The sequence below is a fragment of the Pectobacterium carotovorum genome (assembly GCF_033898505.1).
In the GTDB taxonomy this organism is placed as follows: domain Bacteria; phylum Pseudomonadota; class Gammaproteobacteria; order Enterobacterales; family Enterobacteriaceae; genus Pectobacterium; species Pectobacterium carotovorum_J.
In genome coordinates, this window is record NZ_JAXAFK010000007.1 from 1 (window position 1) to 24,533 (window position 24,533).

General features: G+C 47.6%; 26 protein-coding genes, 1 pseudogene and 1 other annotated feature. Of the genes and pseudogenes, 16 read left to right on the forward strand and 11 right to left on the reverse strand.

Annotated elements, in window-relative coordinates:
* Positions 1-282 precede the first annotated feature (282 nt).
* The 3 genes from clpB to rluD form a co-directional block, all read right to left on the reverse strand.
* The gene (gene clpB / locus R9X49_RS20890; RefSeq protein WP_319850207.1) at positions 283-2,856 is read right to left on the reverse strand and encodes an ATP-dependent chaperone ClpB; all 2,574 of its coding nucleotides are present in this window, start codon (positions 2,854-2,856) and stop codon (positions 283-285) included.
* 133 nt (positions 2,857-2,989) lie between these two features.
* Positions 2,990-3,715 (reverse strand): purine nucleoside phosphorylase YfiH, encoded by a 726-nt coding sequence (gene yfiH, locus R9X49_RS20895; RefSeq protein WP_319850208.1) that lies wholly within the window; start codon positions 3,713-3,715, stop codon positions 2,990-2,992.
* 42 nt (positions 3,716-3,757) lie between these two features.
* Positions 3,758-4,735 (reverse strand): 23S rRNA pseudouridine(1911/1915/1917) synthase RluD, encoded by a 978-nt coding sequence (gene rluD / locus R9X49_RS20900; RefSeq protein ID WP_319850209.1) that lies wholly within the window; start codon positions 4,733-4,735, stop codon positions 3,758-3,760.
* Between the two features lie 134 nt (positions 4,736-4,869).
* Between rluD and bamD the strand changes: the two genes are divergently transcribed.
* The 3 genes from bamD (at position 4,870) to pheA (ending at position 7,777) form a co-directional block, all read left to right on the forward strand.
* Entirely contained in the window at positions 4,870-5,604 is a 735-nt protein-coding gene (bamD, locus tag R9X49_RS20905) for an outer membrane protein assembly factor BamD (RefSeq protein WP_039307890.1), read from the forward strand.
* A gap of 326 nt (positions 5,605-5,930) precedes the next feature.
* Positions 5,931-6,269: a ribosome-associated translation inhibitor RaiA gene (gene raiA / locus R9X49_RS20910; RefSeq protein ID WP_010285968.1), complete on the forward strand. Its 339-nt coding sequence runs from the start codon at positions 5,931-5,933 to the stop codon at positions 6,267-6,269.
* Positions 6,270-6,462: 193 nt separating this feature from the next.
* Positions 6,463-6,588: a sequence feature (Phe leader region), on the forward strand.
* 28 nt (positions 6,589-6,616) lie between these two features.
* Positions 6,617-7,777 (forward strand): bifunctional chorismate mutase/prephenate dehydratase, encoded by a 1,161-nt coding sequence (gene pheA / locus R9X49_RS20915; RefSeq protein WP_319850210.1) that lies wholly within the window; start codon positions 6,617-6,619, stop codon positions 7,775-7,777.
* A gap of 101 nt (positions 7,778-7,878) precedes the next feature.
* On the opposite strand, the gene tyrA is transcribed toward pheA, so the two are convergent.
* A complete protein-coding gene (gene tyrA, locus R9X49_RS20920; protein ID WP_319850211.1) occupies positions 7,879-9,000 on the reverse strand; it encodes a bifunctional chorismate mutase/prephenate dehydrogenase in 1,122 nt (373 codons plus the stop codon).
* Between the two features lie 6 nt (positions 9,001-9,006).
* Positions 9,007-10,080, reverse strand: coding sequence for a 3-deoxy-7-phosphoheptulonate synthase (locus R9X49_RS20925; RefSeq protein ID WP_319850212.1), 1,074 nt, complete (start codon positions 10,078-10,080; stop codon positions 9,007-9,009).
* Positions 10,081-10,324: 244 nt separating this feature from the next.
* Between R9X49_RS20925 and btsR the strand changes: the two genes are divergently transcribed.
* The 3 genes from btsR to R9X49_RS20940 all read left to right on the forward strand — a co-directional run bounded on the left by btsR (position 10,325) and on the right by R9X49_RS20940 (position 12,639).
* Entirely contained in the window at positions 10,325-11,041 is a 717-nt protein-coding gene (btsR, locus tag R9X49_RS20930; protein ID WP_225085512.1) for a two-component system response regulator BtsR, read from the forward strand.
* A 46-nt stretch (positions 11,042-11,087) separates the two neighbouring features.
* Entirely contained in the window at positions 11,088-11,435 is a 348-nt protein-coding gene (locus tag R9X49_RS20935) for a DUF2799 domain-containing protein (protein WP_319850363.1), read from the forward strand.
* 265 nt (positions 11,436-11,700) lie between these two features.
* Positions 11,701-12,639, forward strand: coding sequence for a class I SAM-dependent methyltransferase (locus tag R9X49_RS20940; RefSeq protein ID WP_319850213.1), 939 nt, complete (start codon positions 11,701-11,703; stop codon positions 12,637-12,639).
* A 219-nt stretch (positions 12,640-12,858) separates the two neighbouring features.
* Here the strand turns inward: R9X49_RS20940 and R9X49_RS20945 are convergent, their stop codons facing one another.
* From R9X49_RS20945 to R9X49_RS20960, 4 genes are all read right to left on the reverse strand, one after another.
* The gene (locus R9X49_RS20945; RefSeq protein ID WP_319850214.1) at positions 12,859-13,224 is read right to left on the reverse strand and encodes a hypothetical protein; all 366 of its coding nucleotides are present in this window, start codon (positions 13,222-13,224) and stop codon (positions 12,859-12,861) included.
* Between the two features lie 320 nt (positions 13,225-13,544).
* Positions 13,545-14,603, reverse strand: coding sequence for a site-specific integrase (locus R9X49_RS20950; RefSeq protein ID WP_319850215.1), 1,059 nt, complete (start codon positions 14,601-14,603; stop codon positions 13,545-13,547).
* A 102-nt stretch (positions 14,604-14,705) separates the two neighbouring features.
* Entirely contained in the window at positions 14,706-15,608 is a 903-nt protein-coding gene (locus tag R9X49_RS20955) for a hypothetical protein (RefSeq protein ID WP_319850216.1), read from the reverse strand.
* Between the two features lie 13 nt (positions 15,609-15,621).
* The gene (locus tag R9X49_RS20960; RefSeq protein WP_319850218.1) at positions 15,622-16,740 is read right to left on the reverse strand and encodes a phage repressor protein CI; all 1,119 of its coding nucleotides are present in this window, start codon (positions 16,738-16,740) and stop codon (positions 15,622-15,624) included.
* A gap of 115 nt (positions 16,741-16,855) precedes the next feature.
* Here R9X49_RS20960 and R9X49_RS20965 point away from each other — a divergent pair, with 115 nt between their 5' ends.
* Both R9X49_RS20965 and R9X49_RS20970 read left to right on the forward strand, forming a co-directional pair.
* Complete coding sequence (locus tag R9X49_RS20965) at positions 16,856-17,191, forward strand: Cro/Cl family transcriptional regulator (protein WP_103199383.1); 336 nt, start codon at positions 16,856-16,858, stop codon at positions 17,189-17,191.
* A 38-nt stretch (positions 17,192-17,229) separates the two neighbouring features.
* On the forward strand, positions 17,230-17,739 hold the full coding sequence (locus tag R9X49_RS20970) for a phage regulatory CII family protein (protein WP_319850219.1): 510 nt from the start codon (positions 17,230-17,232) through the stop codon (positions 17,737-17,739).
* A 224-nt stretch (positions 17,740-17,963) separates the two neighbouring features.
* Here the strand turns inward: R9X49_RS20970 and R9X49_RS20975 are convergent, their stop codons facing one another.
* Complete coding sequence (locus R9X49_RS20975; protein WP_201879207.1) at positions 17,964-18,215, reverse strand: hypothetical protein; 252 nt, start codon at positions 18,213-18,215, stop codon at positions 17,964-17,966.
* Between the two features lie 132 nt (positions 18,216-18,347).
* On the opposite strand from R9X49_RS20975, the gene R9X49_RS20980 reads away from it, so the two are divergent.
* The 8 genes and pseudogenes from R9X49_RS20980 (at position 18,348) to R9X49_RS21015 (ending at position 22,979) form a co-directional block, all read left to right on the forward strand.
* Complete coding sequence (locus R9X49_RS20980) at positions 18,348-18,524, forward strand: hypothetical protein (RefSeq protein ID WP_201879209.1); 177 nt, start codon at positions 18,348-18,350, stop codon at positions 18,522-18,524.
* Positions 18,521-19,030 (forward strand): replication protein B, encoded by a 510-nt coding sequence (locus R9X49_RS20985; RefSeq protein ID WP_201879211.1) that lies wholly within the window; start codon positions 18,521-18,523, stop codon positions 19,028-19,030. The genes R9X49_RS20980 and R9X49_RS20985 overlap by 4 nt, the downstream gene beginning before the upstream one ends.
* Positions 19,031-19,091: 61 nt before the next feature.
* The gene (locus R9X49_RS20990; protein ID WP_201879213.1) at positions 19,092-19,340 is read left to right on the forward strand and encodes a DUF2732 family protein; all 249 of its coding nucleotides are present in this window, start codon (positions 19,092-19,094) and stop codon (positions 19,338-19,340) included.
* Positions 19,340-19,648, forward strand: coding sequence for a DUF5405 family protein (locus R9X49_RS20995; RefSeq protein ID WP_201879215.1), 309 nt, complete (start codon positions 19,340-19,342; stop codon positions 19,646-19,648). The genes R9X49_RS20990 and R9X49_RS20995 overlap by 1 nt, the downstream gene beginning before the upstream one ends.
* Positions 19,648-19,872, forward strand: coding sequence for a TraR/DksA family transcriptional regulator (locus tag R9X49_RS21000; protein ID WP_319850224.1), 225 nt, complete (start codon positions 19,648-19,650; stop codon positions 19,870-19,872). Before R9X49_RS20995 ends, R9X49_RS21000 begins: the two co-directional genes overlap by 1 nt.
* On the forward strand, positions 19,869-20,150 hold the full coding sequence (locus R9X49_RS21005; protein ID WP_319850225.1) for a hypothetical protein: 282 nt from the start codon (positions 19,869-19,871) through the stop codon (positions 20,148-20,150). Before R9X49_RS21000 ends, R9X49_RS21005 begins: the two co-directional genes overlap by 4 nt.
* Positions 20,147-22,528, forward strand: a complete 2,382-nt coding sequence (locus tag R9X49_RS21010) for a replication endonuclease (protein WP_319850227.1) — start codon at positions 20,147-20,149, stop codon at positions 22,526-22,528. The genes R9X49_RS21005 and R9X49_RS21010 overlap by 4 nt, the downstream gene beginning before the upstream one ends.
* A 111-nt stretch (positions 22,529-22,639) precedes the next feature.
* Positions 22,640-22,979, forward strand: a pseudogene (locus R9X49_RS21015) (hypothetical protein).
* A 537-nt stretch (positions 22,980-23,516) separates the two neighbouring features.
* Here R9X49_RS21015 and R9X49_RS21020 read toward each other — a convergent pair.
* Positions 23,517-24,383: an HNH endonuclease signature motif containing protein gene (locus tag R9X49_RS21020; RefSeq protein ID WP_319850228.1), complete on the reverse strand. Its 867-nt coding sequence runs from the start codon at positions 24,381-24,383 to the stop codon at positions 23,517-23,519.
* Positions 24,384-24,533 lie beyond the last annotated feature (150 nt).

A 24,533-nucleotide genomic window follows, 5' to 3' on the forward strand; every position in this document is an offset into this window, starting at 1 on the left:
GTGAAGTCAAGTCATTACTGACCGCCTTCGTTGAATCTTTTTTCCTGTTACCGCAACCGCGTGTCGCTGTTGCCGTGTCAGTGGAGGCGCATTATAGGGACTTCTCGCCGCCTGACAAGCGCTAAATGCAAATTATTTTCCAACCGTTCAAAAACAAACCAAAAGACACCATTTCGCATACTTCACATACAGAAAATGAACACGATACGAGCTCACGGTGTGAAAACGGGGGCATCCATTAACGAATGCCCCCGTTTATCGCTTACCGTTTTACTCACATAATTATTGCCGTGCGACTATCTGTTCACCTTCAACATCCAATGTGATCGGTTTACCGGGTATCAATTTGCCCCCAAGTATCTGCTGAGCAAGTGGGTTCTCTATCAGTTGCTGTATCGCTCTTTTAAGCGGGCGAGCACCATAGACAGGATCAAACCCGACTTCACCGAGCATATCTAAAGCCGCATCCGTCATCGTGACGCTATATCCACGCTCTTCAAGACGTTTGTATAGTCTCTGAAGCTGAATTTGTGCGATCGACGTAATGTGCGCTCTTCCCAGTGGATGGAATACCACAACTTCATCGATACGGTTAATAAATTCAGGGCGGAAGCTGTGGCTAACAACTTCAAGTACCATGTCTCTCATTTCGGTGTAGCCGCGCTCACCAAATCGCTCCTGAATAAGATCTGACCCCAGGTTTGATGTCATGATGACCACAGTATTACGGAAGTCGACGGTTCTGCCCTGACCATCAGTAAGGCGACCATCATCCAATACCTGAAGCAGGATATTGAACACATCAGGGTGCGCTTTTTCGATCTCATCCAGCAAAATGACCGAATAAGGGCGGCGGCGCACCGCTTCCGTCAGATATCCCCCTTCTTCGTAACCGACGTATCCAGGAGGCGCACCGACCAAACGTGAAACCGAGTGTTTTTCCATAAACTCAGACATATCGATACGCACCATGGCGTCGTCACTGTCGAAGAGGAAAGTCGCCAATGTTTTGCAAAGCTCCGTTTTCCCAACGCCAGTTGGGCCAAGGAACAGGAACGAGCCAATTGGACGATTAGGGTCAGATAGCCCTGCCCGGCTGCGACGGATAGAATTCGCTACCGCCTCGACGGCTTCGTTCTGCCCAATCACACGCTGATGCAGCTCATCTTCCATGCGCAATAATTTTTCTTTCTCGCTTTCCAGCATGCGAGAAACAGGAATACCAGTCCAACGCGCCAGCACATCAGCAATTTCAACATCCGTAACTCGATTACGCAGCAAATGCATCGTTTTCCCTTCCTGCTGCGTTGCTGCTGCCAACTGTTTCTCTAGCTCAGGGATTTTGCCGTATTGCAGTTCAGACATTCTCCCCAGATCGCCCTGACGGCGAGCCTGTTCCAGCGCAATTTTCGCCTGCTCTAAAGACGCTTTAATATTCTGCGTTCCCGTAAGTGACGCTTTTTCTGCTTTCCACTCTTCTTCTTGCTGGGAATATTCGCGCTCTTTTTGGTCAAGTTCCGCACTCAGCAATTCAAGCCGCTTTTGGCTGGCTTCATCAGATTCTTTTTTTAGCGCCTGTTGCTCCAGCTTTAACTGGATGATCCGGCGCTCAAGCCGATCGAGGGGTTCGGGTTTCGAATCAATCTGAATACGAATGCTGGATGCAGCTTCATCAATCAGGTCAATCGCCTTATCTGGCAATTGGCGATCCGCGATATAGCGATGAGAGAGCATTGCCGCCGCCACAATCGCCGGGTCAGTGATTTGTACGTGATGGTGCAATTCATAGCGCTCTTTCAGTCCACGCAAAATCGCAATCGTGTCTTCAACGGTCGGTTCCGCGACAAACACCTTTTGGAAACGGCGCTCAAGAGCCGCATCTTTTTCAATATACTGCCGATACTCATCCAGCGTTGTCGCTCCGACGCAATGCAGCTCACCACGAGCCAACGCAGGTTTTAGCATATTGCCGGCATCCATCGCGCCATCGGCTTTGCCCGCGCCCACCATCGTGTGGAGTTCATCAATAAACAGAATGACGTTGCCTTCCTGCTTAGACAGATCGTTGAGCACGCCTTTCAAACGCTCTTCAAACTCACCACGGTATTTCGCACCTGCCACCAGCGCGCCCATATCCAATGAAAGTACGCGCTTGTTTTTCAGGCCTTCAGGCACTTCACCATTAACGATACGCTGGGCTAACCCTTCTACTATCGCGGTTTTACCCACGCCAGGTTCGCCAATTAATACCGGATTATTTTTAGTTCGACGCTGCAAAACCTGAATAGTGCGGCGAATCTCTTCATCACGCCCGATTACAGGATCGAGTTTGCCTTGTTCCGCACGCTCCGTGAGATCAATCGTGAATTTCTTCAATGCCTGGCGCTGATCTTCAGCCCCCTGATCGTTCACTTGCTCCCCTCCTCTCACTTGATCAATCGCGTTTGTTACCCCTTGCTGCGTAACACCCGCCTTTTTCAATATATCCCCCAACGTGCCGCGAGACTCCAGCGCAGCGAGCACGAAAAGTTCCGAAGAGATAAAGGTATCGCTGCGCTTTTGCGCGAGCTTGTCGCACATATTCAATACGCGGACTAATTCGCTCGAAGGTTGGACATCACCATCAGTGCCTTCAACCTGCGGCAAACGTGTGATTGCCTGGTCGATTTCGGTTTTCAGGTGATTAAGATTGGCTCCGGCAACAGTCAGAAGTGGACCAACAGTTCCACCATCCTGATGAAGCAAAGCGCTCATCAAGTGAAGGGGTTCAATAAACTGGTGGTCGCGCCCGAGGGCGAGAGACTGGGCATCAGCAAGAGCAAGTTGGAATTTATTGGTAAGACGATCCAGACGCATAACTCCTCCCATACACTGGTCAAAATTGCTACTGGAGATTAAATGAGGTCATCCCTCAAAAATTTCAAGGTTATTTTGCCAGTCGTGACGGGATTTAAACGTTACTTGTCCTGGATCGTCTTAATTCAATAGGTTATATCAGCCAGATTAAACTTGCCATACGACCAGTCACGCCATCACGCCGATAAGAGAAAAATTTGTGAGGTTCGCTCACAGTACAGGCGTTTCCACCAAAAATTTGCGTTACCCCTGCGGCGCGTAAACGTAGACTTGCCAGTCGGTAGATATCGGCAAAAAATTTATTTCCTTCAGGCCGAAATGCAGAAACCGCTGCTGCATCATGCTGAATAAATGCGTCTCTCACTTCAGGACCGACTTCAAAAGCATCAGGCCCGATAGCGGGCCCCAGCCACGCCATGATCTGCGCAGGCTGCGCACGGAAACAGGCTAACGTTTCTTCCAGCACCCCAGCGTGTAATCCCCGCCAACCGGCATGCGCAGCAGCCACTTCATCACCGTTGCTTGCACAAAAAAGCACGGGTAAACAGTCAGCCGTCATCACCGCACAGACCTGCCCTTTCTTATCCGTATAAGCAGCATCACCGCAAACAGACGTGGGGGATACCTCACCAATACGAATCACATCGGTGCCGTGAACCTGCTCCAACCAATGCGGCATGGCTGGGAGACCAGCCATCTCCACCAGCGCTTGCCGATTTTCGGTAATGTGTGCGGGCTCATCGCCCACATGATTCCCTAAATTCAGCGAATCATAAGGTGCAACACTACGTCCGCCAACACGCGTCGTACTACAAGATTTCACACTTTCTGGCAAAGGCCAGTCGGGGTATATCAGCATAGTCCGTCACCTCTATAAATCGGCACTTATCGTATTAATTCATTACCAGTCGAGCTGATCTTTAAATTCTTCAGTATCGGCTTTCAGCGCATCAATCAGATCGACCATATCCTGCGGCAATTCCGCATGCCATTCCATGTGAATACCAGTAATAGGATGGTAGAAACGCAACATGGTGGCATGCAGCGCCTGACGATCGAAACCACGCAGCGTCTCAATAAAACTCTCCGAAGCGCCTCTTGGCGGGCGAGGACGACCGCCGTATAGCTGATCGCCAACCAGAGGATGATTAATGTGCGCCATATGCACACGAATCTGATGAGTACGCCCCGTTTCCAGACGCAACCGCAAACGGGTATGCGCACGGAAATGTTCCATGATGCGATAATGTGTCACGGCAGGCTTGCCCATTGGGTGCACCGCCATGTGAGTACGTTTGGTTGCGTGGCGAGCAATAGGCTGATCGACCATGCCGCCCGCGGTCATCGAGCCAATCGCAACGGCTTCATACTCACGGGTAATTTCACGCGCCTGTAGCGCCTCAACTAAACGCGTCTGTGCTGGGACGGTTTTCGCGACCACCATGAGCCCTGTCGTATCTTTATCAAGCCGGTGCACAATACCGGCGCGGGGCACATCGACAATTTCAGGATAGTGATGCAGCAAGGCATTCAATACCGTGCCATCCGGGTTACCCGCTCCGGGGTGAACCACCAAATCTCTGGGTTTGTTGATGACCAGAATATCCTGATCTTCATACACGATATCCAGCTTGATATCCTGTGCTTCCCAGCGGGCTTCTTCTTCAATCAATGCATCAATCGCTACCGATTCGCCGCCAAGTACTTTCTCTTTTGGCTTATTGGTGACATTGCCGTTAATCTGTACCCGATTCTCAAGAATCCACTCTTTTATACGGGATCGTGAATAATCAGGGAACAATTCGGCCAAAGCCTGATCTAAACGTTGTCCGAGTTGAGATTCGGCCACCGTTGCGGTGAGTTGTACTTGTTGTGCCATATTATGCAGCTTCTTCGTTAACGTTGGGTTTTGACGGCGACGCCGTTTAAAATAATGTACTATTGTAGCTGGTCTAAATCGGGAGCTTAACGGACAGTCTCCCGGAATAACATTCTGAGGATAATCAAAACGTCATGACGCGTATGAAATATCTGGTGGCTGCCGCCACGTTGAGCCTGGCGCTGGCTGGTTGCTCCAGCAATTCCAAAGATGCGGTTCCTGATAGTCCGCCATCTGAAATCTATGCCAATGCTCAACAAAAACTGCAGGACGGCAACTTTAAAGCAGCCATCACGCAGTTGGAAGCACTGGATAACCGGTATCCGTTTGGTCCCTATTCGCAGCAAGTACAGTTGGATTTGATCTACGCCTATTACAAATCCGCAGAGCTGCCATTGGCTCAAGCTTCTATTGACCGCTTCCTGCGACTCAACCCGACCCATCCAAACGTGGATTATGTCCTGTACATGCGCGGCCTGACCGACATGGCGCTGGATGATAGCGCGTTACAAGGCTTCTTCGGCGTCGATCGTTCCGATCGCGATCCGCAGTATGCCCGCACCGCATTTCGGGATTTCAGCAAGCTCATTCAGGGATATCCGAACAGCCAATACGCCACCGACGCAAACAAGCGTTTGGTTTACCTCAAAGAGCGTCTGGCCAAGTATGAACTTTCTGTCGCGCAATACTACACGAAACGCGGCGCTTATGTGGCAGTAGTTAATCGCGTTGAGCAAATGCTGCGTGATTACCCAGATACTCAGGCAACAAAAAATGCCCTGCCGTTGATGGAAAATGCCTATCGTGAACTGCAACTGGCCGCACAGGCGGATAAAGTGGCAAAAATCATCGCTGCTAACCCAGCATAAACGATAAGCCACACACTATAATAATAAGACGGCAGCTTCGGTTGCCGTTTTTTTATGGTTTTATCGGTTCGCTATGCATCAATGACGCAGAAAAAAACAGGTTGGCGGGAGTCAACAACAGCGCGGTAACGTCAATACATCCTGTCAATAATGGCACAGGCCAGATGCCCCCTCAAGTACTTCCCTCTTATTCCCGATGGTGCCTCACAAATCGCGTTTTCTTGACAAAAAGTGACGAAAAAAAGCGATCAATATCACGCTTTTTGTCACAACTCGCTGTATGCTGAAATCATCCAAGACGGACATAGGCAGAGAGGTAAGTTTATATGACTATTAATATTACCAGTAAGCAAATGGATATCACCCCCGCAATTCGTCAACATGTCGAAGACCGTCTTTCTAAGCTGGATAAGTGGCAAACCCAGCTGATTAACCCGCATATTATTCTGTCAAAAGAGCCCCAGGGTTTTGTGGCCGATGCCACTATCAGTACGCCAAATGGTCCGCTGGTTGCCAGTGCTAAACATGATGATATGTATGCCGCCATCAATGAGCTGATTACCAAACTCGAACGCCAGTTGGACAAGCTCCAGCATAAAGGCGAAGCCAGACGTGCGGTAGCTAGCGTCAAAGAAGCCAATCTCCAGCCGACTCAAGAAGAGTAATTCACTCTCTTTACCTCAATATAACGCGCCTGAGGGCGCGTTTCTGCATTCTACGCCCCCGTAACTCACATCCTAAAGCACCAACGCAATACATGGTTTAACATTGCACGCGGCGATTTTGTATTGACAGGATGAAAAGCCAACAGTTACCTTACCTGCTAAGAATCTGGATTTTCCTGACTAACCGAGCACACATGACAAATAAACTGTTTTTCTTCGTATTCTTTTTCACCTTCCCCTGATTTGGGAGGCGATTCGTCGTAAGAGCAAGAATACGAAGACGAACAAAAAAGCCTCCTGACCAGGAGGCTTTTTTTATATAAGAACATAAGGCAGGTAATAGCATCATGACAGACAACCCATTACTGGCACTGCGAGAACGCATCAGCGCATTGGATCTGCAATTAATTGAATTGTTGGCACAAAGACGAGAACTGGCGCTGGACGTTGCCCGCAGCAAATTACATTCGCATCGCCCTATCCGTGACAAAGAGCGTGAGCGTGATTTGCTGGACAAGCTGACAGCTGCTGGGAAAAAGCATCATCTTGATGGCCACTATATTACCCGCTTATTTCAGCTCATTATTGAAGATTCGGTACTGACGCAGCAGGCTCTCTTACAGCATCACCTCAACCAAACAACATCACACTCTGCTCGTATTGCGTTTCTCGGTCCGAAGGGGTCTTATTCCCATCTTGCCGCCCGCCAGTATGCCGCACGACACTTCGAGCAACTCATCGAATGCGGTTGCCAAAAGTTTCAGGACATCTTCAATATGGTGGAAACAGGTCAGGCAGACTATGCCGTTCTGCCGATTGAAAACACCAGCTCCGGTTCGATCAACGATGTCTATGACCTGTTGCAACACACGGGATTATCCATCGTCGGTGAATTAACCAACCCGATAAATCACTGCGTCCTGGTAGCTACCGATACGTCACTGGCACAAATCGAAACGGTTTACAGCCATCCGCAACCGTTCCAGCAGTGCAGCCATTTCATTAATCGTTTTCCACACTGGAAGATTGAATATTGTGAAAGCACCGCTGCGGCGATGGAAAAAGTCGCGGCGCTCAACTCACCAAAAGCAGCAGCACTCGGCAGCGAAGCCGGCGGTCAGCTGTATCAGCTACAGGTGCTGGAACACGATCTGGCAAATCAGTCGCAAAACATCACTCGCTTCATTGTATTAGCACGTAAGCCTATCGACGTGACTGAACAAGTACCGGCAAAAACCACGCTAATTATGGCAACCGGCCAACAGTCCGGTGCGCTGGTAGAAGCCCTGTTGGTATTGCGTGATAACGGCATTGTGATGACCAAGCTGGAATCCAGACCGATCAACGGTAACCCGTGGGAAGAGATGTTCTATCTTGACGTGCAGGCCAACCTACGCAGCGATTCCATGCAGAAAGCGCTAAAAGGATTAGCCCCCATCACCCGCTCGTTAAAAGTGTTGGGCTGTTACCCCAGTGAAAACGTCGTCCCCGTCGATGTAAACGAATAGTCGATACGAACGAATCATTGAAAAAAGCCATCCTGGTCTCCACCGGGATGGCTTCTCGAACACAATTCAGTTATCAAACACAGCTCAAAGACGAAACGTATTTATTGACGAATATCGTTTGCCTGACGCAAAAGCACTCGGCTCTCCGCCTGAAAGCGTTTGGCATAGTCGCCAAACCAGTGTTCGACTTTTTTGAAGCTGTTAATAAACTCAGCTTTATCCGTCTGCTCCAGTAACGTAATCGCTTCGCCAAAGCGTTTGTAGTAACGCTTAATCAACGCCAGATTATCCTCTGAAGACATAATAATGTCGGCATAAAGCTGTGGGTCCTGTGCAAACAGACGTCCAACCATGATCAACTCCAGACGATAGATTGGCGATGACAGAGCGAGTAGCTGCTCAATCTGCACATTCTCTTCGGCTAAATGCAGACCATAGGCAAATGTCGCAAAGTGACGCAACGCCTGAATGAACATCATGTTCTGATCGTGTTCGACCGCACTAATGCGATGCAGACGCGCGCCCCACACCTGAATCTGTTCCAGCAACCACTGGTAAGCTTCCGGCTGCCGACCATCGCAATAGACAACAACCTGTTTGGCAAGGCTGCCGCTGTCTGGCCCGAACATGGGGTGCAAACCGAGCACCGGACCACTATGCGCCGCCAGCATCGCCTGGAGCGGGCCATTTTTTACCGATGCCAGATCAACCAAAATACAGTCATCCGGCAAAGCTGGCAGACGGGCAATAACCTGTTCAGTAACGTGAATCGGCACGCTAACAATCACCATACCGGCGTCAGACAGCAGTTCATCCGCGCGCGGCCAGTCACCCTGCTCCAGAATCCTTACCTGATATCCTGACAGTGTCAGCATTTTTTCAAACAGATTGCCCATTTGACCACGGCCACCGATGATGACGACCGGGCGCAACTGCGGACACAGCGTTTTAAAGCCTTTGTCATTTTCGCTGGTATAGGATTCGCGCATGGTTCGCCGCAGGATATCTTCAATGAGATCCGGCGGAACCCCCATCGATGCCGCCTCTTTACGGCGTGAACTGAGCATGGCCGCTTCACGATCGGGCGCATAAATAGGCAAGCCATAGCGGCTTTTCACTTCACCTACTTCCGCCACCAAACGCAACCGACGTGATAACAGCGCGACAAGCTCCTTATCCACCTCATCTATCTGATCACGTAATGCGGTCAGTTCAGCTACCATATCTTGTTACTCTCCTGAATGTTTCACACGCGCAGCACTCAGCTCTTGATGAACGGAACGCAGCAGCGTTTCTGTACTTTCCCAACTGATACAGGCATCCGTGACTGATACACCGTAGCGCATATCTGAACGCGGCTGTTCTGAAGACTGGCTCCCCTCGTTAAGGTGGCTTTCCAGCATCAGTCCTATAATGGAACGATTTCCCGCCTTAATTTGTTCAATCGCAGATTCAACAACAAGTGGCTGACGGCGGTAGTCTTTATTTGAATTACCGTGACTACAATCTATCATCAGCGCAGGTCTCAGTCCCGCATCCTGCATCTGTTTTTCACATTCAGCGACATCCTGCGCATTGTAGTTTGGTTTTTTACCACCGCGCAGAATCACGTGGCCATCAATGTTCCCCTGCGTTTGCAGCAGACAAACCTGCCCCGTTTGGTTGATACCCACAAAACGATGCGGCATTGCGGCAGCTCTCATCGCATTGATCGCCGTTCCCAGGCTACCATCCGTACCGTTTTTGAACCCGACAGGCATTGACAGGCCGGAAGCCATCTCACGGTGGGTTTGTGATTCAGTTGTACGTGCGCCAATAGCCGACCAGCTGAACAAATCGCCCAGGTACTGCGGACTGTTCGGATCAAGTGCTTCGGTCGCCAGCGGCAGCCCCATATTCACCAGTTCCAGCAGCAGACCGCGCGCGATATGCAGCCCCGATTCCACATCAAATGAGCCATCCATGAACGGATCGTTGATGAGTCCTTTCCAGCCCACGGTAGTACGTGGTTTTTCAAAATAAACACGCATCACAATATAGAGGCGATCGTTTAATTCAGCGGCGAGCGATTGCAGGCGGCGTGCGTATTCCAACGCGGCATCGGTGTCATGAATCGAGCAAGGCCCACAGACGATCAGCAGACGATCATCGCGGCCATGAATGATATCCGCAATAGTTGCTCTCGCTTGGGCAATATCGCGTTGTTCTGCATCGTTAAGTGGAAACTTGGCTTTCAATTCATCGGGGGTAATCAAAACCTGTTCTGCACTGATATTAATATTGTTAAGTGAATCTTTTTGCATGATCCCATTCCTGAAAAGTTCGGTATATTCGCGACTGTCTGTACACCCATTGTCTGTACGACCTACGCGTGATGTTTACACCATAACACGAACCGTAAAGATTTCAATCCACTTAGTGTAAATAAAAAATTACCACCCTAAATATTGTCATAAAAACAATATCTGCATGCCCGATCACTTCCCGACGCAACCATGCCTATCTCCAGCGTGAATAATGATAGAATCACGCCAACAAGGGGGAAGGATGTTGAAAGCGATAATCATCGATGACGAACAGCTGGCACGTGAAGAGCTCAGTCTGTTACTGGAAAATGAATCTGATATCACCATCATTGCACAGTGCAGCAATGCGCTGGAGGCAATACCCGCGATTCACCGGCTGCAACCGGATGTCATTTTTCTGGATATACAGATGCCAAAGGTCAGCGGCTTAGAGCTGGTTGCCATGCTGGATCCAGAAAATATGCCTTATGTCGTCTTCGTGACAGCCTATGACGAGTACGCGGTGAGAGCATTTGAAGAGCATGCTTTTGACTATTTATTGAAACCGCTGGACGCACAGCGGCTGGGCAAAACGCTAAATCGTTTACGGCGCGGCACAAGTGTAAATAAAAACGTACAGATAATTTCAGAACCCTTGCTTCGTCACATCCCCTGTAACGGGCACAACCGTATTTTTTTGCTCAAGATTGAGGAAGTCGAGTATCTTTGTTCGGAACTCAGCGGCGTGCACGTCGTGGGCGTCAGCCAGTCCGGCTATACCCAACTTTCACTGAAAACGCTGGAAGAGAAAACGCCTTTCGTCCGTTGCCATCGTCAATATATGGTTAACACGGAGCAACTGAAAGAAATCCAGTTAATGGAGAATGGTGCAGCAGAAGTATTGACGCACACGGGAAAACACATTCCTGTCAGTCGCCGCTATCTCAAGTTACTGAAAGAAAAACTGGGCATTGCCTGACGGCATGCTCCTTAAGGCCAATGGCCGAAACATTGAAGGTTTGATGATGAAATACAGTTATGTCTTGGCTGTAATTCTTTTAATGACAGCATGCCAAAGCAACGTCCCTTCGTTACCTACTAAAAGTGAATCAGGCTTCTGGTACGAGGCGGGTTATCAGGATGCAATCTCTGGCATGGTCGTAAAGGACGATAGCACCTTACAGGAATGGTTTGGTAATCCGCAGATCGACCGTGAAACCTACCTGCGTGGTTATCAGGCCGGACAATCGGCTTTTTGCGGTACAGATAACATGGAAGAATGGGGAAAAGCTGGAAAAAACTTTCCCGCCAGCTGCGATGGCGTAGAGAATGCGGAAACACTGCGAACTCACTGGCAGCAAAACCTGCCTTAATCACCTTCCAAAGATAAAACGATGACCCATACTCATCAGCGAGTTAGCTGGCAACAAGCTATGGATCATCGTATCTGGTAACAATTCCACTCACTTTTGTACTCGCATAGAAATACGTCAGACATACCTCGCCTCTATTATCGCTCAAACAAAATAATCACATTAAGTTATCAATAGCCTAATGCTGGGATATTGAAAAAAACCATAGGTCACTGATAGTTAATCCCATTATTCCTGATAGCGATTGATATTATGGAGTGCCCACATGTCCGGTTCACACAAGCCTCATAACCCGTCTCTGAATAACAGCTCAAGGCTCTTATCACACGCAACCTCATCGCAGGAAAGCCATGATGAACGAGTCGCTGCGGTAAAGAACAGAATTATCGAGTCCGGTGACCATCCCGGTATTTCCGTAAAGGAACAGTTGGCGCTCCTGGATGCCTTCTCCCACCTTGAATTAGGCCAGTTTTTACTAAAACATCATGGGTTAAATGCGTACTGGACGCATAACGTGATAGCACATCAGCCAACTCACTATGTGAACCCGCTCGAAGAAATCATCTACACACAACTCCCCAGCGTTTTAGCGACACGCGAGCGGTTCGGTATTTTCCAACGCCTGCTTCAAGAACGCTTACGGCCGAATGCCGTCATGGTATCCGTCCCCTGCGGCGTCATGGCCGATTTACTGCTGCTGGACTATACGCGGCATCGAGATGTGAAATTAATCGGGATCGACCTGGATAGACAGGCGCTGGAAGAGGCTTACAAACTTGCCAGTCAACGAGGGTTGGAAAACCAGATATCGTTGGTATTGACCGATGCCTGGACCGTTGATCTAGCCGCACAAGCTGATGTGATTACCAGCAATGGACTCAATGTTTATGAGCAAGATGATGACAAAGTGACCGAACTTTACCGCGTGTTCTATTCTGGGCTGAAACCTGGGGGCACGCTGATAACCAGCTTTATGACGCCTCCTCCTACGCAATCGCAAGACTCCCCATGGACAAACGCCGATCCGAAATTGCTAGCGCTCCAATATGTCCTTTTCTCACGTATTATTGGGGCAACCTGGACAGCGTTCCGTACCCACAAACAAACACAATTGCAGTTAGAACAGGCCGGATTTACAGATATTCAGTTTATTAACGATCGTATGCACATGTACCCAACGGTTATCGCTAATAAGCCGTACTGAACAGGATAAAAACGGTATCAACGCGATATTTTGATCGCCGTAACCGATCAATACTGAAAAATTGATCTGTATAAACGTTTATAAAATAACCATGCGTGATGTCATTATGGTACTGAAATTCAAACAATAATGATGGCACCAGGGAAAGCGAAGCCCACCAAAAAGGTGGGCTTTTTACTGTCATAGTCGTGCTTTAGTGTCGTTCAGAGAGGAGAAGCGCTACCATTCAAGGGACTGTTTACTCGCCTTAAGGTTTTCTTTGTACATCATATAAATATTACTGTAATTGCACATATCAAAGCCGCTTTCACAGTAATCCTCTATGACCTTATCCATTATTTTTCTATCTTTAGCTTTAGTGGCAAGTTTGAAGGCGTTGAGGTTTTCCTTCTCCATCATACGCAACATACTTTCCTGACACATATCAAGACCACTCTCGCAGTAATCCTTCTTCACCGTCTCTTGTATAAACTCGATAACTTCATTTTTCTGAGCTTCGGAGTTATCAAAATCCATAGGATGGATAAAATCAGCTTCTGCCATAAACGAGGAAAGCAAGAGAGGAATGAATAATAGTTTGCGCATGTAGATCAGATCTTCCTTTAATTTTTAATAATATAGATGAGTAATGTTACATCCGGAAATATCCTATCACTAGAAAACTTGCTGGTCACTTTCAACGGCTTTTACAGATGAGTTTTTTCATTAGGTGAAGCATTTCTCAGCAAAGGCTTCCACTATCAAGCATAAAAAAAGGGTTTAGCCTTTGGCTAAACCCCTTATAAATAACAACTTTCGGATGTTGCGAAAGCGCTATCTTAGTTAAGACGCTTTTCCACGACCTCATTTAAAAACATACACTTATCATATAAAACAATATGTTATACGATTATAGATAGTAATGTTTAGTAGCCTTTATTATTCTCTGCCGCCACTTTGCCGCCACTGTAACCAGCTAAAGGGTTAAGGTGGGCGGCTTCTTCCAGATGGTCAGGGGCAAAGTGTGCGTACCTCATCGTTTCGCGAATATTGGCATGTCCAAGGATGCGCTGTAGCACCAAAATGTTTCCGCCGTTCATCATAAAATGTGACGCAAAAGTGTGCCGTAAAACGTGGGTGTTTTGCCCTTCAATAAGCTCAATGTTTGTTAAAGCCAGCATCTTTACAAAATCCTGATAGCACGGCTGGAACATCTTCCCTTGTAATTCTGATAACTCATCATGAAGCCAACGCGGGATCGGCACCGTCCGGTTTTTCTTACCTTTGGTTTTGAAGAACGTCAGCTTATACGGCGATAGCTGAGAACGGGTTAGCCTTTCTGCTTCACTCCACCTTGCTCCTGTTGCCAGACATACTTTAACAATACGCGTCAGGTAAATTTTTCCGTAGCGTTCGCAGGCATCCAGCAATTGTTGGATTTGGGATGTTGTCAGCCACGACATTTCGCGATCGGCTTCTTTAAAGATGCGCATCCCTTCTAACGGATTAGGTAACGTCCACTCCCCTAGCCTTTTCAGTTCATTGAACATCGCGTAAAGGTATTGGTGTTCGCGGTTCACTGTGATCGGCTTCGCTATCCACATTTTGGGGTCAGAATGGTAGCCGTTATCAATTTCTCCACGTAGTCGTTTATCTCGATAATGCGCCCAGTCTTTCGCTGTCAGCTTAGAGGCTACCGGGTCGCCCAACCCGTTACAGATGATACGCAGTTTACCCATCCGTGATTTGCTGGCGCTGAGTGCTTGCCCATGTAAATTATTCCACAGCTCAATCAGTTCACTCAGGTTGCGGCGATCCTCTTTCTCACCCAGCCACGGTTTATCTTCAACCTCGCGCATGGTGTAGGTTTCAAAGGATTCCGCTTCACCTTTTGTGTTAAATGTCTTTCTTATTCGCCGGGAGTCTCGCCCATTTGGGTAGCACTCACACAGCCACTTCCCGCTAGGTAATTTTCGTACTGACATCTATTTTTATTTCTAACTGGTTAGTTTGAGAAACATACTTTTAAACGTACCTACAATGTATAGAAACCATCATAGATATGAAGTGATGATCATTCAGGGTTATTAGTCATCATTTTTTTCTACTCTTTTTTCAAACTCCCTCCATGTTTTTTTCAACCAGATAACATCATCGTTATATATGGAATCAACGTTAAATGATGACAGTCTATTTATAAAATCATTATATTTCTTATCAAGCTCTGGAGTTTTATTTTGGGGTGGGATTTTAGCAAAAATATCATTATCTTTAAGAGAAAAAATCACTCGCCTTAAATTACCGTGATCACTATAATCCATATAATTCAAAGCCGCATCAAAATAATATGAAGAACTCGTTCCATATACTTCGTTTAAAAGGCAGGTTGCAGCACTAAGATGATTAATTCTTGCAAGACTTTCAGATCTGAGGCTTTTTATTTCAATTTTGTATTCCTTTTCTATTCTTTCAATGTTTTTCTTTAAATCACCGTCTAAACTTAACATTCTTTTTTCATTATCAGCATAGAGGGACTTTTTTAAATCCGACAATTTTTCAGACACTTCATTGCTTATTCTTTCCTGCAAATCGATAGTTTGTTTTCTCAGCAACTTAGCTTGATAATATGATATACCAAGTGGAATAAAAATCCCGGCAATACCTATTATAGAAATTATTAACGCCAATAGAGAGTTAAATGACTTTGAATAAAAAGAGTCTACCTTTTCTAATATTTCAAGCGCATCTCGTTTCTCTTTACTTGATGATATTTTTTCAGCTAATTTAGCTAGATTTTTTTCATCATCAAAATGATTGAATGCATCTACATTAGACTGTGTGCTCACTGAGACAGTCTGTTGATGAATATCAATAGCATCCAGTTTTTTATCGTCAGCAATTGAATGTGGCGATAAAACAACAAGAGTTAAAAGCAATAAAAAATTACTGATAACTCTCTGAGCATTTATATAAACAAAGCTCATATGCATGACAATAAAATCCTTATATTGCTGTTTTGAAAATAATAGTAACAATACCTTTTACAACCACTTCACCTACGGTGCAATCGAACTCACCATCACGACCACTGACGATCAGTTTATTACCCGGACGCCGCGATACAGAGTACACATCTAAGGTTCCATCAATATCTAAAAGCCATGTACCGTTAGATATTTCACCCTCACCCATTTCGACCAGCCAAGCGTCTTTACCTGAGCGTATGTAGCATAGTTTTTCTTGAGTAATACCCTCAGGTAAAAATGATGCATCAATAGCACAAAATCCATCTTCTTCTAACTTGCCAGCCAGCAGACGTTTTTTATCAATGGTGATGGTTTCGGGTGCATGGTCATCGACTCCTTGCACTGTCGTTGCTTTACCCTTCCCTGTCGCCAGCCACTCCAGAGAAACGCCAGTATCTAGCGCACAGGCAATCACTACATCACCGGGGAAAAAGTTACGACGAATCCATGTGCTAATCGTGGCGGTAGAAATTCCCAGCAGGTCGCCTAACTCTTTTTGTGTTCTGAACCCGTAGGCGTCCATCATCCGACGCAAAACTGCTTTCCCACCGGATGCGAGTATCTGATCGTAAAGCGGCTTGCCTTTTAAAGTTCTCGCCTCAGTTTGCAAATGCGAATTCTCAAATTCACCCTTCACAAGCCACCTTACATCAGCCCCCGTATCAAGGGCACATTGCACGATTACATTTCCGGGAACCTGCCCACGCTGTAGCCAACCAGCCACATTGCTTTTAGATATTCCAAGTTTTTCACCTAACTCCTTTTGCATGGTAAACCCATAAGAAGAAAGGATTCTTTCCAAGATTTCCGAGGCGGAATCTTTTTGATTACAAAGCGACTTGTCTTTTAAAGCATCCGCATTAATTTGCAAATTCGAATTTTCAAGTTCACCAGTAACTAACCAATTGACATCAGCACCTGTATCAAGGGCACATTGTACGATTACATTTCCGGGAATCGTGTCCCTAGAAAGCCAACTAGATACATTGTTTGCATGCAGTTCAAGCTTTTCAGCAAGCTCTTTCTGCTGCTTAAACCCATACGCAGAAAGAATTCTGCCAAGAGCGCTAGCCGCACCGCCACCAAATTTAGACATGTCGCACCACGATATTTTTTATTTACAATAAAAAATCTTTGATCTAAAGTGCTCCCATCTGCCAAGATGTGAACATAACCAAACATTACTATCAACCAACGCAGGATGATGCGATATGCAAACCGCAAAAGCAACCGAACTATCTCAGGAAGGTGTTGTTTCAACGCTCAATCCTGAGCAATTCCAACAGTTAGCCACCGTATTAACTATCGCGTTAGAACCTATGCTGCGTGCCTCAATGGCGGATGTTATGACCGTCGCCGAGTTCTCTAAAGTAAGTGGGGTCAGCGATAGCCTTGTCCGTAAATGGCTTGATGACGGCACGCTTATCCGTGCAGCAGCAGGTAAAGGCCGTGCAGATAAATCTCGCGTTTTAATCAACGTGGTCGCATGGCGTGAGCGTTTGCGCCAGCAGGCCGTCAATTGCCGATACATTAAGTCAAAAGCGTAATCAACAATTCGATTATTCAAACTAAAGGGAATTTCGGCATGTTTGATTATCAGATTTCCATACACCCATACTTTGACCGCGCCTGTCAGATGTTCGCGTTAAAGCACAATCTGTCGAAGCTGGCCGGACAAGTGGGCATGAATCATCAGACCTTGCGTAACAAACTGAACCCAGACCAGCCGCACAAGCTGACGTGTGACGAGCTGATGACCATCACCGATGTAACAGAAGACGCCACGCTGATCGATGGGCTTTTGGCACAGCTTAATTGCCTGCCAGCCGTGCCAGTGAATGAGGCAAAGGCGGAACGGCTAACCACGTATGTATTGCAGGCCACCGCCGCAGTGGGCGCGGTTGCTGCTGAAAGCGTATCAGATGAGCGTATGACGCCAGCACGTCGGCATAACGTTATCGAGAGTATCAACGCGGGTGTGCGTTATTTGTCGCTGGTCGGCTTAACGTTACAGACGCGTATTCAGGCTAACCCAGCGTTAGCGTCAACCGTAGATGCACTGAGCGGTATTAGTGCGTCGTTGAATATTGGGTAACAGCATGTATTCGGGCACACGCTTTATTTTTGTGAGTGTGGGGAAGGAAGTTTGTATAGATGGGGATGATGTCGCGTTTTTTTATCCATCTATTGCAGATGACGGTAGTCATTTTTTGACTACAAAGAGCGGCAGAACATTCCGGGCTAAAAACGTCAGGGAAATAGTTGCACAAGGGCGGGAGTCATTTAGCTCTTTAATTACGGTCTGCCGCTAGAGATTAATCAGCGTGTAAATCTGTCAATCAGGCTTTGGATTGTATGAAGGTAGGTTTCACGCTGATCGCTTTGAGGAGGATATTTGTTAAGTTCTTTGCGAATAGTCTCGGTCAGTTGAGTGTAGTCACCCTGAGCAAGGTTCAAGACCTGAGAAAGTAGCCCAGTGATAACAATGTTTTGGAGGTTAATTTTATCTTGCAGTGTATCTATTTGGTTTTCAAGGAATTGGATTTTTTCGTATTCAGCGTCATTAAGCATGGGGTCAGTCCATCGAGAAAGTCAAAAAACATTAGCAGTTAATCATATAGCCATATGTGGCCTTTGTTAAATACCCAGCACCTATTCGCAACCGTCTATCCGTGGGCGGTTACCAATAGGAAGGAGGAAACCATGCAAGTACCGATATCAATCGCGCCGTTCCTCTGGTGGCACCAGACGGAGACAAAGCCCGACTTTACGATCACCCACGGCAAAGGCCGTCAGGGGATCATCATACGTACCCGTTCAGCAAATTATGCCCAACGGGTTATCCGTTCTATCAAATCAGTGATATGGGGGAAAGCATGACAGCCTTTACCATCAGCAGTATGCAGAATTTGCCCGCTGGGCTGCGCAATGTTATCAGCAAGCACTTTGCCGATAGCCGCTGGCGTGAAACCTGTGCCTATTACAACAGCCTGCACGAACGTGATCGTTTGACCATCTGCTTTCATGCGCAGATGAAAAAGCGCCACACCATTTACCGTCTGGAAGAAATGCCAGCGGCTGAGCGCGAGCGGATTGTTTGCGCGATTGATGAACTACGTAATGCTTTTTCAGAAAGCCGCCGTGGTGGTGTAAGTATCTTAACGTTTTTGGGTAGGTTAAGTGTTAGCGAAAGACGTGCATTATTTATGCACGCAGGACTGAGTGAAAAAGAGTTTAATCAACCATTTTGGCATATAGAAAATATTGATAATAGTTCATGTCAGTGGAGTAAACCAATATTCCGAGCACTAAACGAATTGGTGAGTTTATTTAACACCGCCCCCGACATTCTGACGGCAATTAAACCCGAAGAATATCTGAATTAAATAACCCATAAAATTAATTAGGCGCTTAACCGCGTCGGGACTCCCTTTATCTGAGGATTATATGCACATGTATAAAACAGTCGGTCAGGCGATGCATCGCAAGGCTGAAAGCGAAGGCATTCAGTTAATGCTTTCTCAGGCACGCACCGAGGCGAAAGCCGATGCGCACACGTCTTTTTCTTCTCGTCTGGATAAGCTGGCGACTCATGCCGCTATCAATGAATTAAGCAGCGTGGAAATCATCGAATTATTACGGCAGGAATCTGACGCCTTTAATAATTCCGGTTCAGATATTCAGGCGGTGATGTAATGGAAAACCCCGCTTATAACCGCGTCGATATCAACGGCAATTATGCAATAGCGAAAGTCGGCTATGACTTTGCGCTGGGCGAAATCAAATGCGGGAAAGAAGACGGCGACCAGCCGTATTTATCCACGCTGGCCGTTTATCAAAATCCCGTCAGCCTCATTAACGATTTTGTGCATCGTGCTATCGCCACAGAAATTTGGCGCGGCAATGTCACCGACTCAAAGAAGCTACTGACAGAAAGCAAGCGTTTTGCGGCGTTGTGCCAGTCAGCCTTTGACCAGCTCAACAACGATAAGGAGACCGAGTAATGCCGGATTTAATGGACATGGTGCAGCAGCGCCAGCAAGACATGTTAGAGCACCAGATCGCCAACGCCCGGAACAGGTTACCCGTCGTATCTGCGTTTATCTGTGAAGATTGTGATCACCCCATCCCTGAAGCGCGCCGCGCTGCAATCGTCGGCGTGACCCGCTGCGCGTCCTGTCAGGATATTCTCGAAAAGAAACGTAAGCATTATCGGGGTGGGTTATGAGCCCTCGCATTATGCCCGCAGGGCTTATTCGTCCCAATTGCCCACCGTCTCCGCCGTCTTCATCCCTTGATCCGCTGGGATTGGCAATCCAAGCGCGTGCGTTGGCGGTGCTGATCGACGCTCACGAGCGAGAAAAAGCCGATTTAACTCAACTGGTTCTAAGCGAAATTAGTGATTTTTTTGCAGGTATCGGCCAACCCGGCGCACCAGAAACGCCGGAAGAAATGCAGGCCGCATTAATGGCGCGTGTTGAATCAGTGATGCGCGATCATCAATGACCATTACCCACCGGGGGCGCTCCGCTCCCACCCCACCGCCACCTTTCCCCGGCAGCACCCGCGATGCGTTCGTGGGTGCGCATTCATGGAATGCCCCCCGCCCGGCCATCGTGCCAGAAGAGAGACAGCTTACCCGTGAGGAATGGACTCAGGGGCAAGCCGTTTTAGCGAAAATTAACCAGCAACCGCACTTCCTGCGGGAAATATGCCTGAATCGTTACGCTTACCTGAAAAAAAATAAAGGGGTGTTGAGCGCTAATCGTTTTCTAGTTAACAGCTTTATGCAGCGCATGTGGCCGCGTATTGAGGCAATCAATAGCCGCCATGCCATGAACCGCCACGCCTCCGAGCGTTTCTTGTCTGAATCTGACGCTTATCAAACACTGCCCGGCATGAATGACAAAGCGCTGGGGCGTCTGGCTGCGCGTATTTCCGGCCAGATATTTTCCGCGTATGAGGAAATGAGCGATGCCATGAAAGAGGAGCACGGCGGCCAGCCTGATGATCTCTTTACCGATGCAGCACAGGCCGAGCTTTTCGGCCATGTCGCCAGCATGGCGCGTGCGTTCAATATCACCCCACTTTTCTGGAAGAGCTACCGCAAAGGTACGCTGGATATACGCAAGGCGATAGCCAGCGTTTCCCGCCTGATTAATGAGGAATGGTGGGTTCGTCAGCTTAAAGCCCAGCGCACCCGCTGGCGTGAAGCGCTGAATATTGCCGTCGGTCAGGTCAGTAAGAAAGCGTCACCCTATGCCAGCAAGATGGCGATCCGCGATGTACAGGCGCGTCGCCTTGCCAACATGGATTACCTGAAAAACTGTGAGCTTGAGAACGTCGCAACAGGCGAACGTATCGACCTGATCGATAAAGTGATGGCGAGTATTTCTAACCCTGAAATCCGCCGTATGGAGCTGATGAGCACTATCGCCGGGATTGAGCGTTACGCCAGCGAACAGCGAGATGTCGGGATGTTTATCACTATTACTACCCCGTCGAAATATCACCCGACCCGCGTGATCGGTAAGGGCGAAAACGAGAAAGTCCAGTTTAACAGGAGTTGGGACAGTGAAGCGTTTACGCCGAAAGACGGCCAGCGCTATCTGGTAAAAATTTGGAGCAAGATGCGCACGGCATTTAAAGACGCAGACCTGAAGGTTTACGGGATGCGCGTTGTCGAGCCGCATCACGACGGGACACCCCACTGGCACATGATGCTGTTTTGCAAGCGCGCATATCGCCAGTCAGTCATCGATATTATGCGCCGCTACGCCCTGAAAGAAGATGGCGACGAGCGCGGCGCAGCTAAGTACCGCTTTGAATGTAAACACCTAAATAAGGGCGGCGCGGCTGGCTATATCGCAAAATATATCAGTAAAAACATTGATGGCTACGCGCTCGACGGTCAACTGGATAGCGAAACCGGAAAGCCGTTGCGTGATATGGCCGCCGCAGTCACAGCGTGGGCGTCAACGTGGCGCATCCCTCAATTTAAGGCTATCGGCATCCCCACAATGGGCGCGTACCGTGAATGCCGAAGTAGCCCATTGCGTACCGTCAATCTCACTGACCAGTTCGATGAGCAAGTCGAAGCCGTTCGTTGTGCCGCCGATGCTGGCGACTTTGCCACATACATGACAGCGCAGGGCGGCGCGAATGTTTCCCGCGAACTGCAAACGGTGCGTGTTGCGCGCCGGGTGTCAGACACGCTCAACGAGTATGACGAAGAAGTGCAACGGGTTGTCGGGATTTTCGCCCCGCATTTGGGTGCCGGTCATGTTTTTGAAACCCGGACAACCGAGTGGCGCATCGTTTCTAAAGCCGTTGACCTTGAGCCTTTGACTTTAAAAAGCGCCCCCGGCGCGCCTCGGAGTCCTGTCAATAACTGTGGGTTGGGTGCCCAACGGTCGGGCGCAGATGTCAAAAAACAGGCCGAAAACAGCGGCATAGCAACGACATCAGAAACCGATAACCCACCGATTGATTGGAATGACAACGCGGCTGTGAGGGCGCTAGGAATGCGTCTGCGTGAGCAATCCGTCAGGAAAAACCATAAGCAACGCGATTTTAACCCCAATAGCCTCCGCGATCCGTCACCGTCAGCCAGATTGACGGGTGAAGAACGGGAGCGGATACCCCGTATTCAGCGTGATTTATTCCAGCGCGGCATCACCGTGCAGCGCTGGGAACTAGAAGCGCTGGCGCGTGGGGCAAAGATGAAGGTGGACGGCGAGCTTATTTCATACCCGGCGGCTGATGAGTGGCCGGGGTTTAGTAATCAGATGGAGATTGAAGAAAATGGGTATGACGGTAAAGCAGTTAATCAAAGAGTTAAAGAAGATGCCCCAGAACGCCCCGGTTGTATGGCAAGACCATGAACAGGACGACAACGAAGAGAATGAATACAACGCGGCGGTTGGTTCATGCCATGAGGCGGAGCACATCAATGTCCACGGCGTGAAAGCCGTTGTTTTGAAATGGTGAAGAGAATGCCTAAATCCCCCGCAGACCGTAAAGCCGCCCAGCGCGCACGTCAGCGTGATGCTGGCGTGGTGAAAATCGAGATTCATGTTGATACGCAAGAGCTGGAGATGCTGAAACGGAATTGCGCCCTACGTCGTCCAGGGCGCGATCCGTATGATATCGACGAATACCTGACCACGTTAATTCGTCAGGACGCCGCTGCCCTACAGCACAAAATAGCCGCGCTAAATCAGCGTAACTGCCAGAGATGCGGGGAAAAAACTTCCCGTCGCTAAGTGCTGCCTATCCGGTGCGTCTGAGTGCTGGAACACACAAGGCTGGCATGATTTAAAGTTAATTCTGTGACATGTCACGGCGTGAAATGTTTAAGTGACATGTCACGCCGTTTTGTATAGCGATGAACATATAACCAATCAGTCACCCGTAGCACACTAAGTGATTGACGAAAATTTCAATACGTAAAATACTGTATGTGCATACAGTAAAAATAAGGAAATGGCACCCCTTGGAAAACACGGAACACATACAAGCCGTTTTGTCGCGGGTTCAGTTAATCGCTGACATGTCGTTAGTGGCTCAGTGCGATGTTGAAGAATTAAAAACCGCGATGTCAATCATTGCGGATTTGGCAAATGGCACTATAAAAACCTTAGAACATCAAGAAACTAGAAGTAAATCATAGATAGCCTAATATCACTTTATCTCTGGCTATATTTATTGCATTCATCGTAGGTCTAATCATGATGCTGTTGATTGAAGTGTAAGAGTGCATTTTTCGACGGTATACTATCTGATTTGAATAAATACCCGCACACCATCGTAAAAACAACGTTTCATAGCACTAACGATTATGGCGAGATTGTACAATTCGCTATGCTAGCGCTAGCTAAATTTAACAGGGAATAATGGTTCATTTAATTCTCTTCCGTGAAAATTTTTATAACGGGGATCCTTGCGAGCCTCATCTGAAAATATTGCCCGATTACTCTCTATTCGCAGGTGACCTGAATCTAATAAACGGTGGAGATCTGAAGCAAGTGCAATACCGTTTTCAACACTAGGTACACCTCCTGATGCATGGCTTAAAATGTGACAGGCATCAATTGCAAATCGAGTGCCGGTAATTGCACAGCATCCTCTCCAGTTTGCTAAAACGTCCTTTCTAAACTTACCTTGAGATTTTCGAACTTTAGTAGTCGAATAACCGTCTTCAACGTATGAACGCTGCTCAAATGTTGGTAGCGGTTCAGAGACTTGCTGTATGGAATATTGGCTAAACTTAAATTCTTCCCAAAGATGTTTACCTACTATTTTTCCCTGACGGGCACACCAATTGGTGAAAGTTCTTCTATCATATTCATCTAAGGATAACAGCCACCTCTGTAGTTCGGTGGTAGGTAATGAATTTGGATGCGATGGGAGGTTTTGCGATGGTGGTGCCAATCTCTCCATTTTTTCGCCACGGCGGTAGGGAGGTAACTTCAATGTGTCTTTCATTGAAATTGTGCCAGCAGCATTGGTCCTGACGCTAAATTGACCAGCGTACTCAATTTTTTTAGCTGATGTAGATTTTGGAGGCTTTCTGTTATTTGCCATCCAGAGCTGAACTTGATGCAATACTTCACTTGCCTCCAGCCCCTCGCTTATCAGCTTTTTGACATGATTTTTAACCTCTTGTTTATTTGGTAAGTACACGAATAGATACGGTGAAAGCTCTAAAATTTCCTTCATTGTAGTTTTTTTAGCCATAAATCACCCGTTCAAAATTTTCCAAAAATGATTAAATTGGAGTCGCTTTTAGCGTGCATTCATGATGCATGATTTTGCATGCATATAATGTCTCACCTTTAAGAGCGTGCTACCAGTGTTGTCGCGCTTTCAACTGACTAATGCAACTGC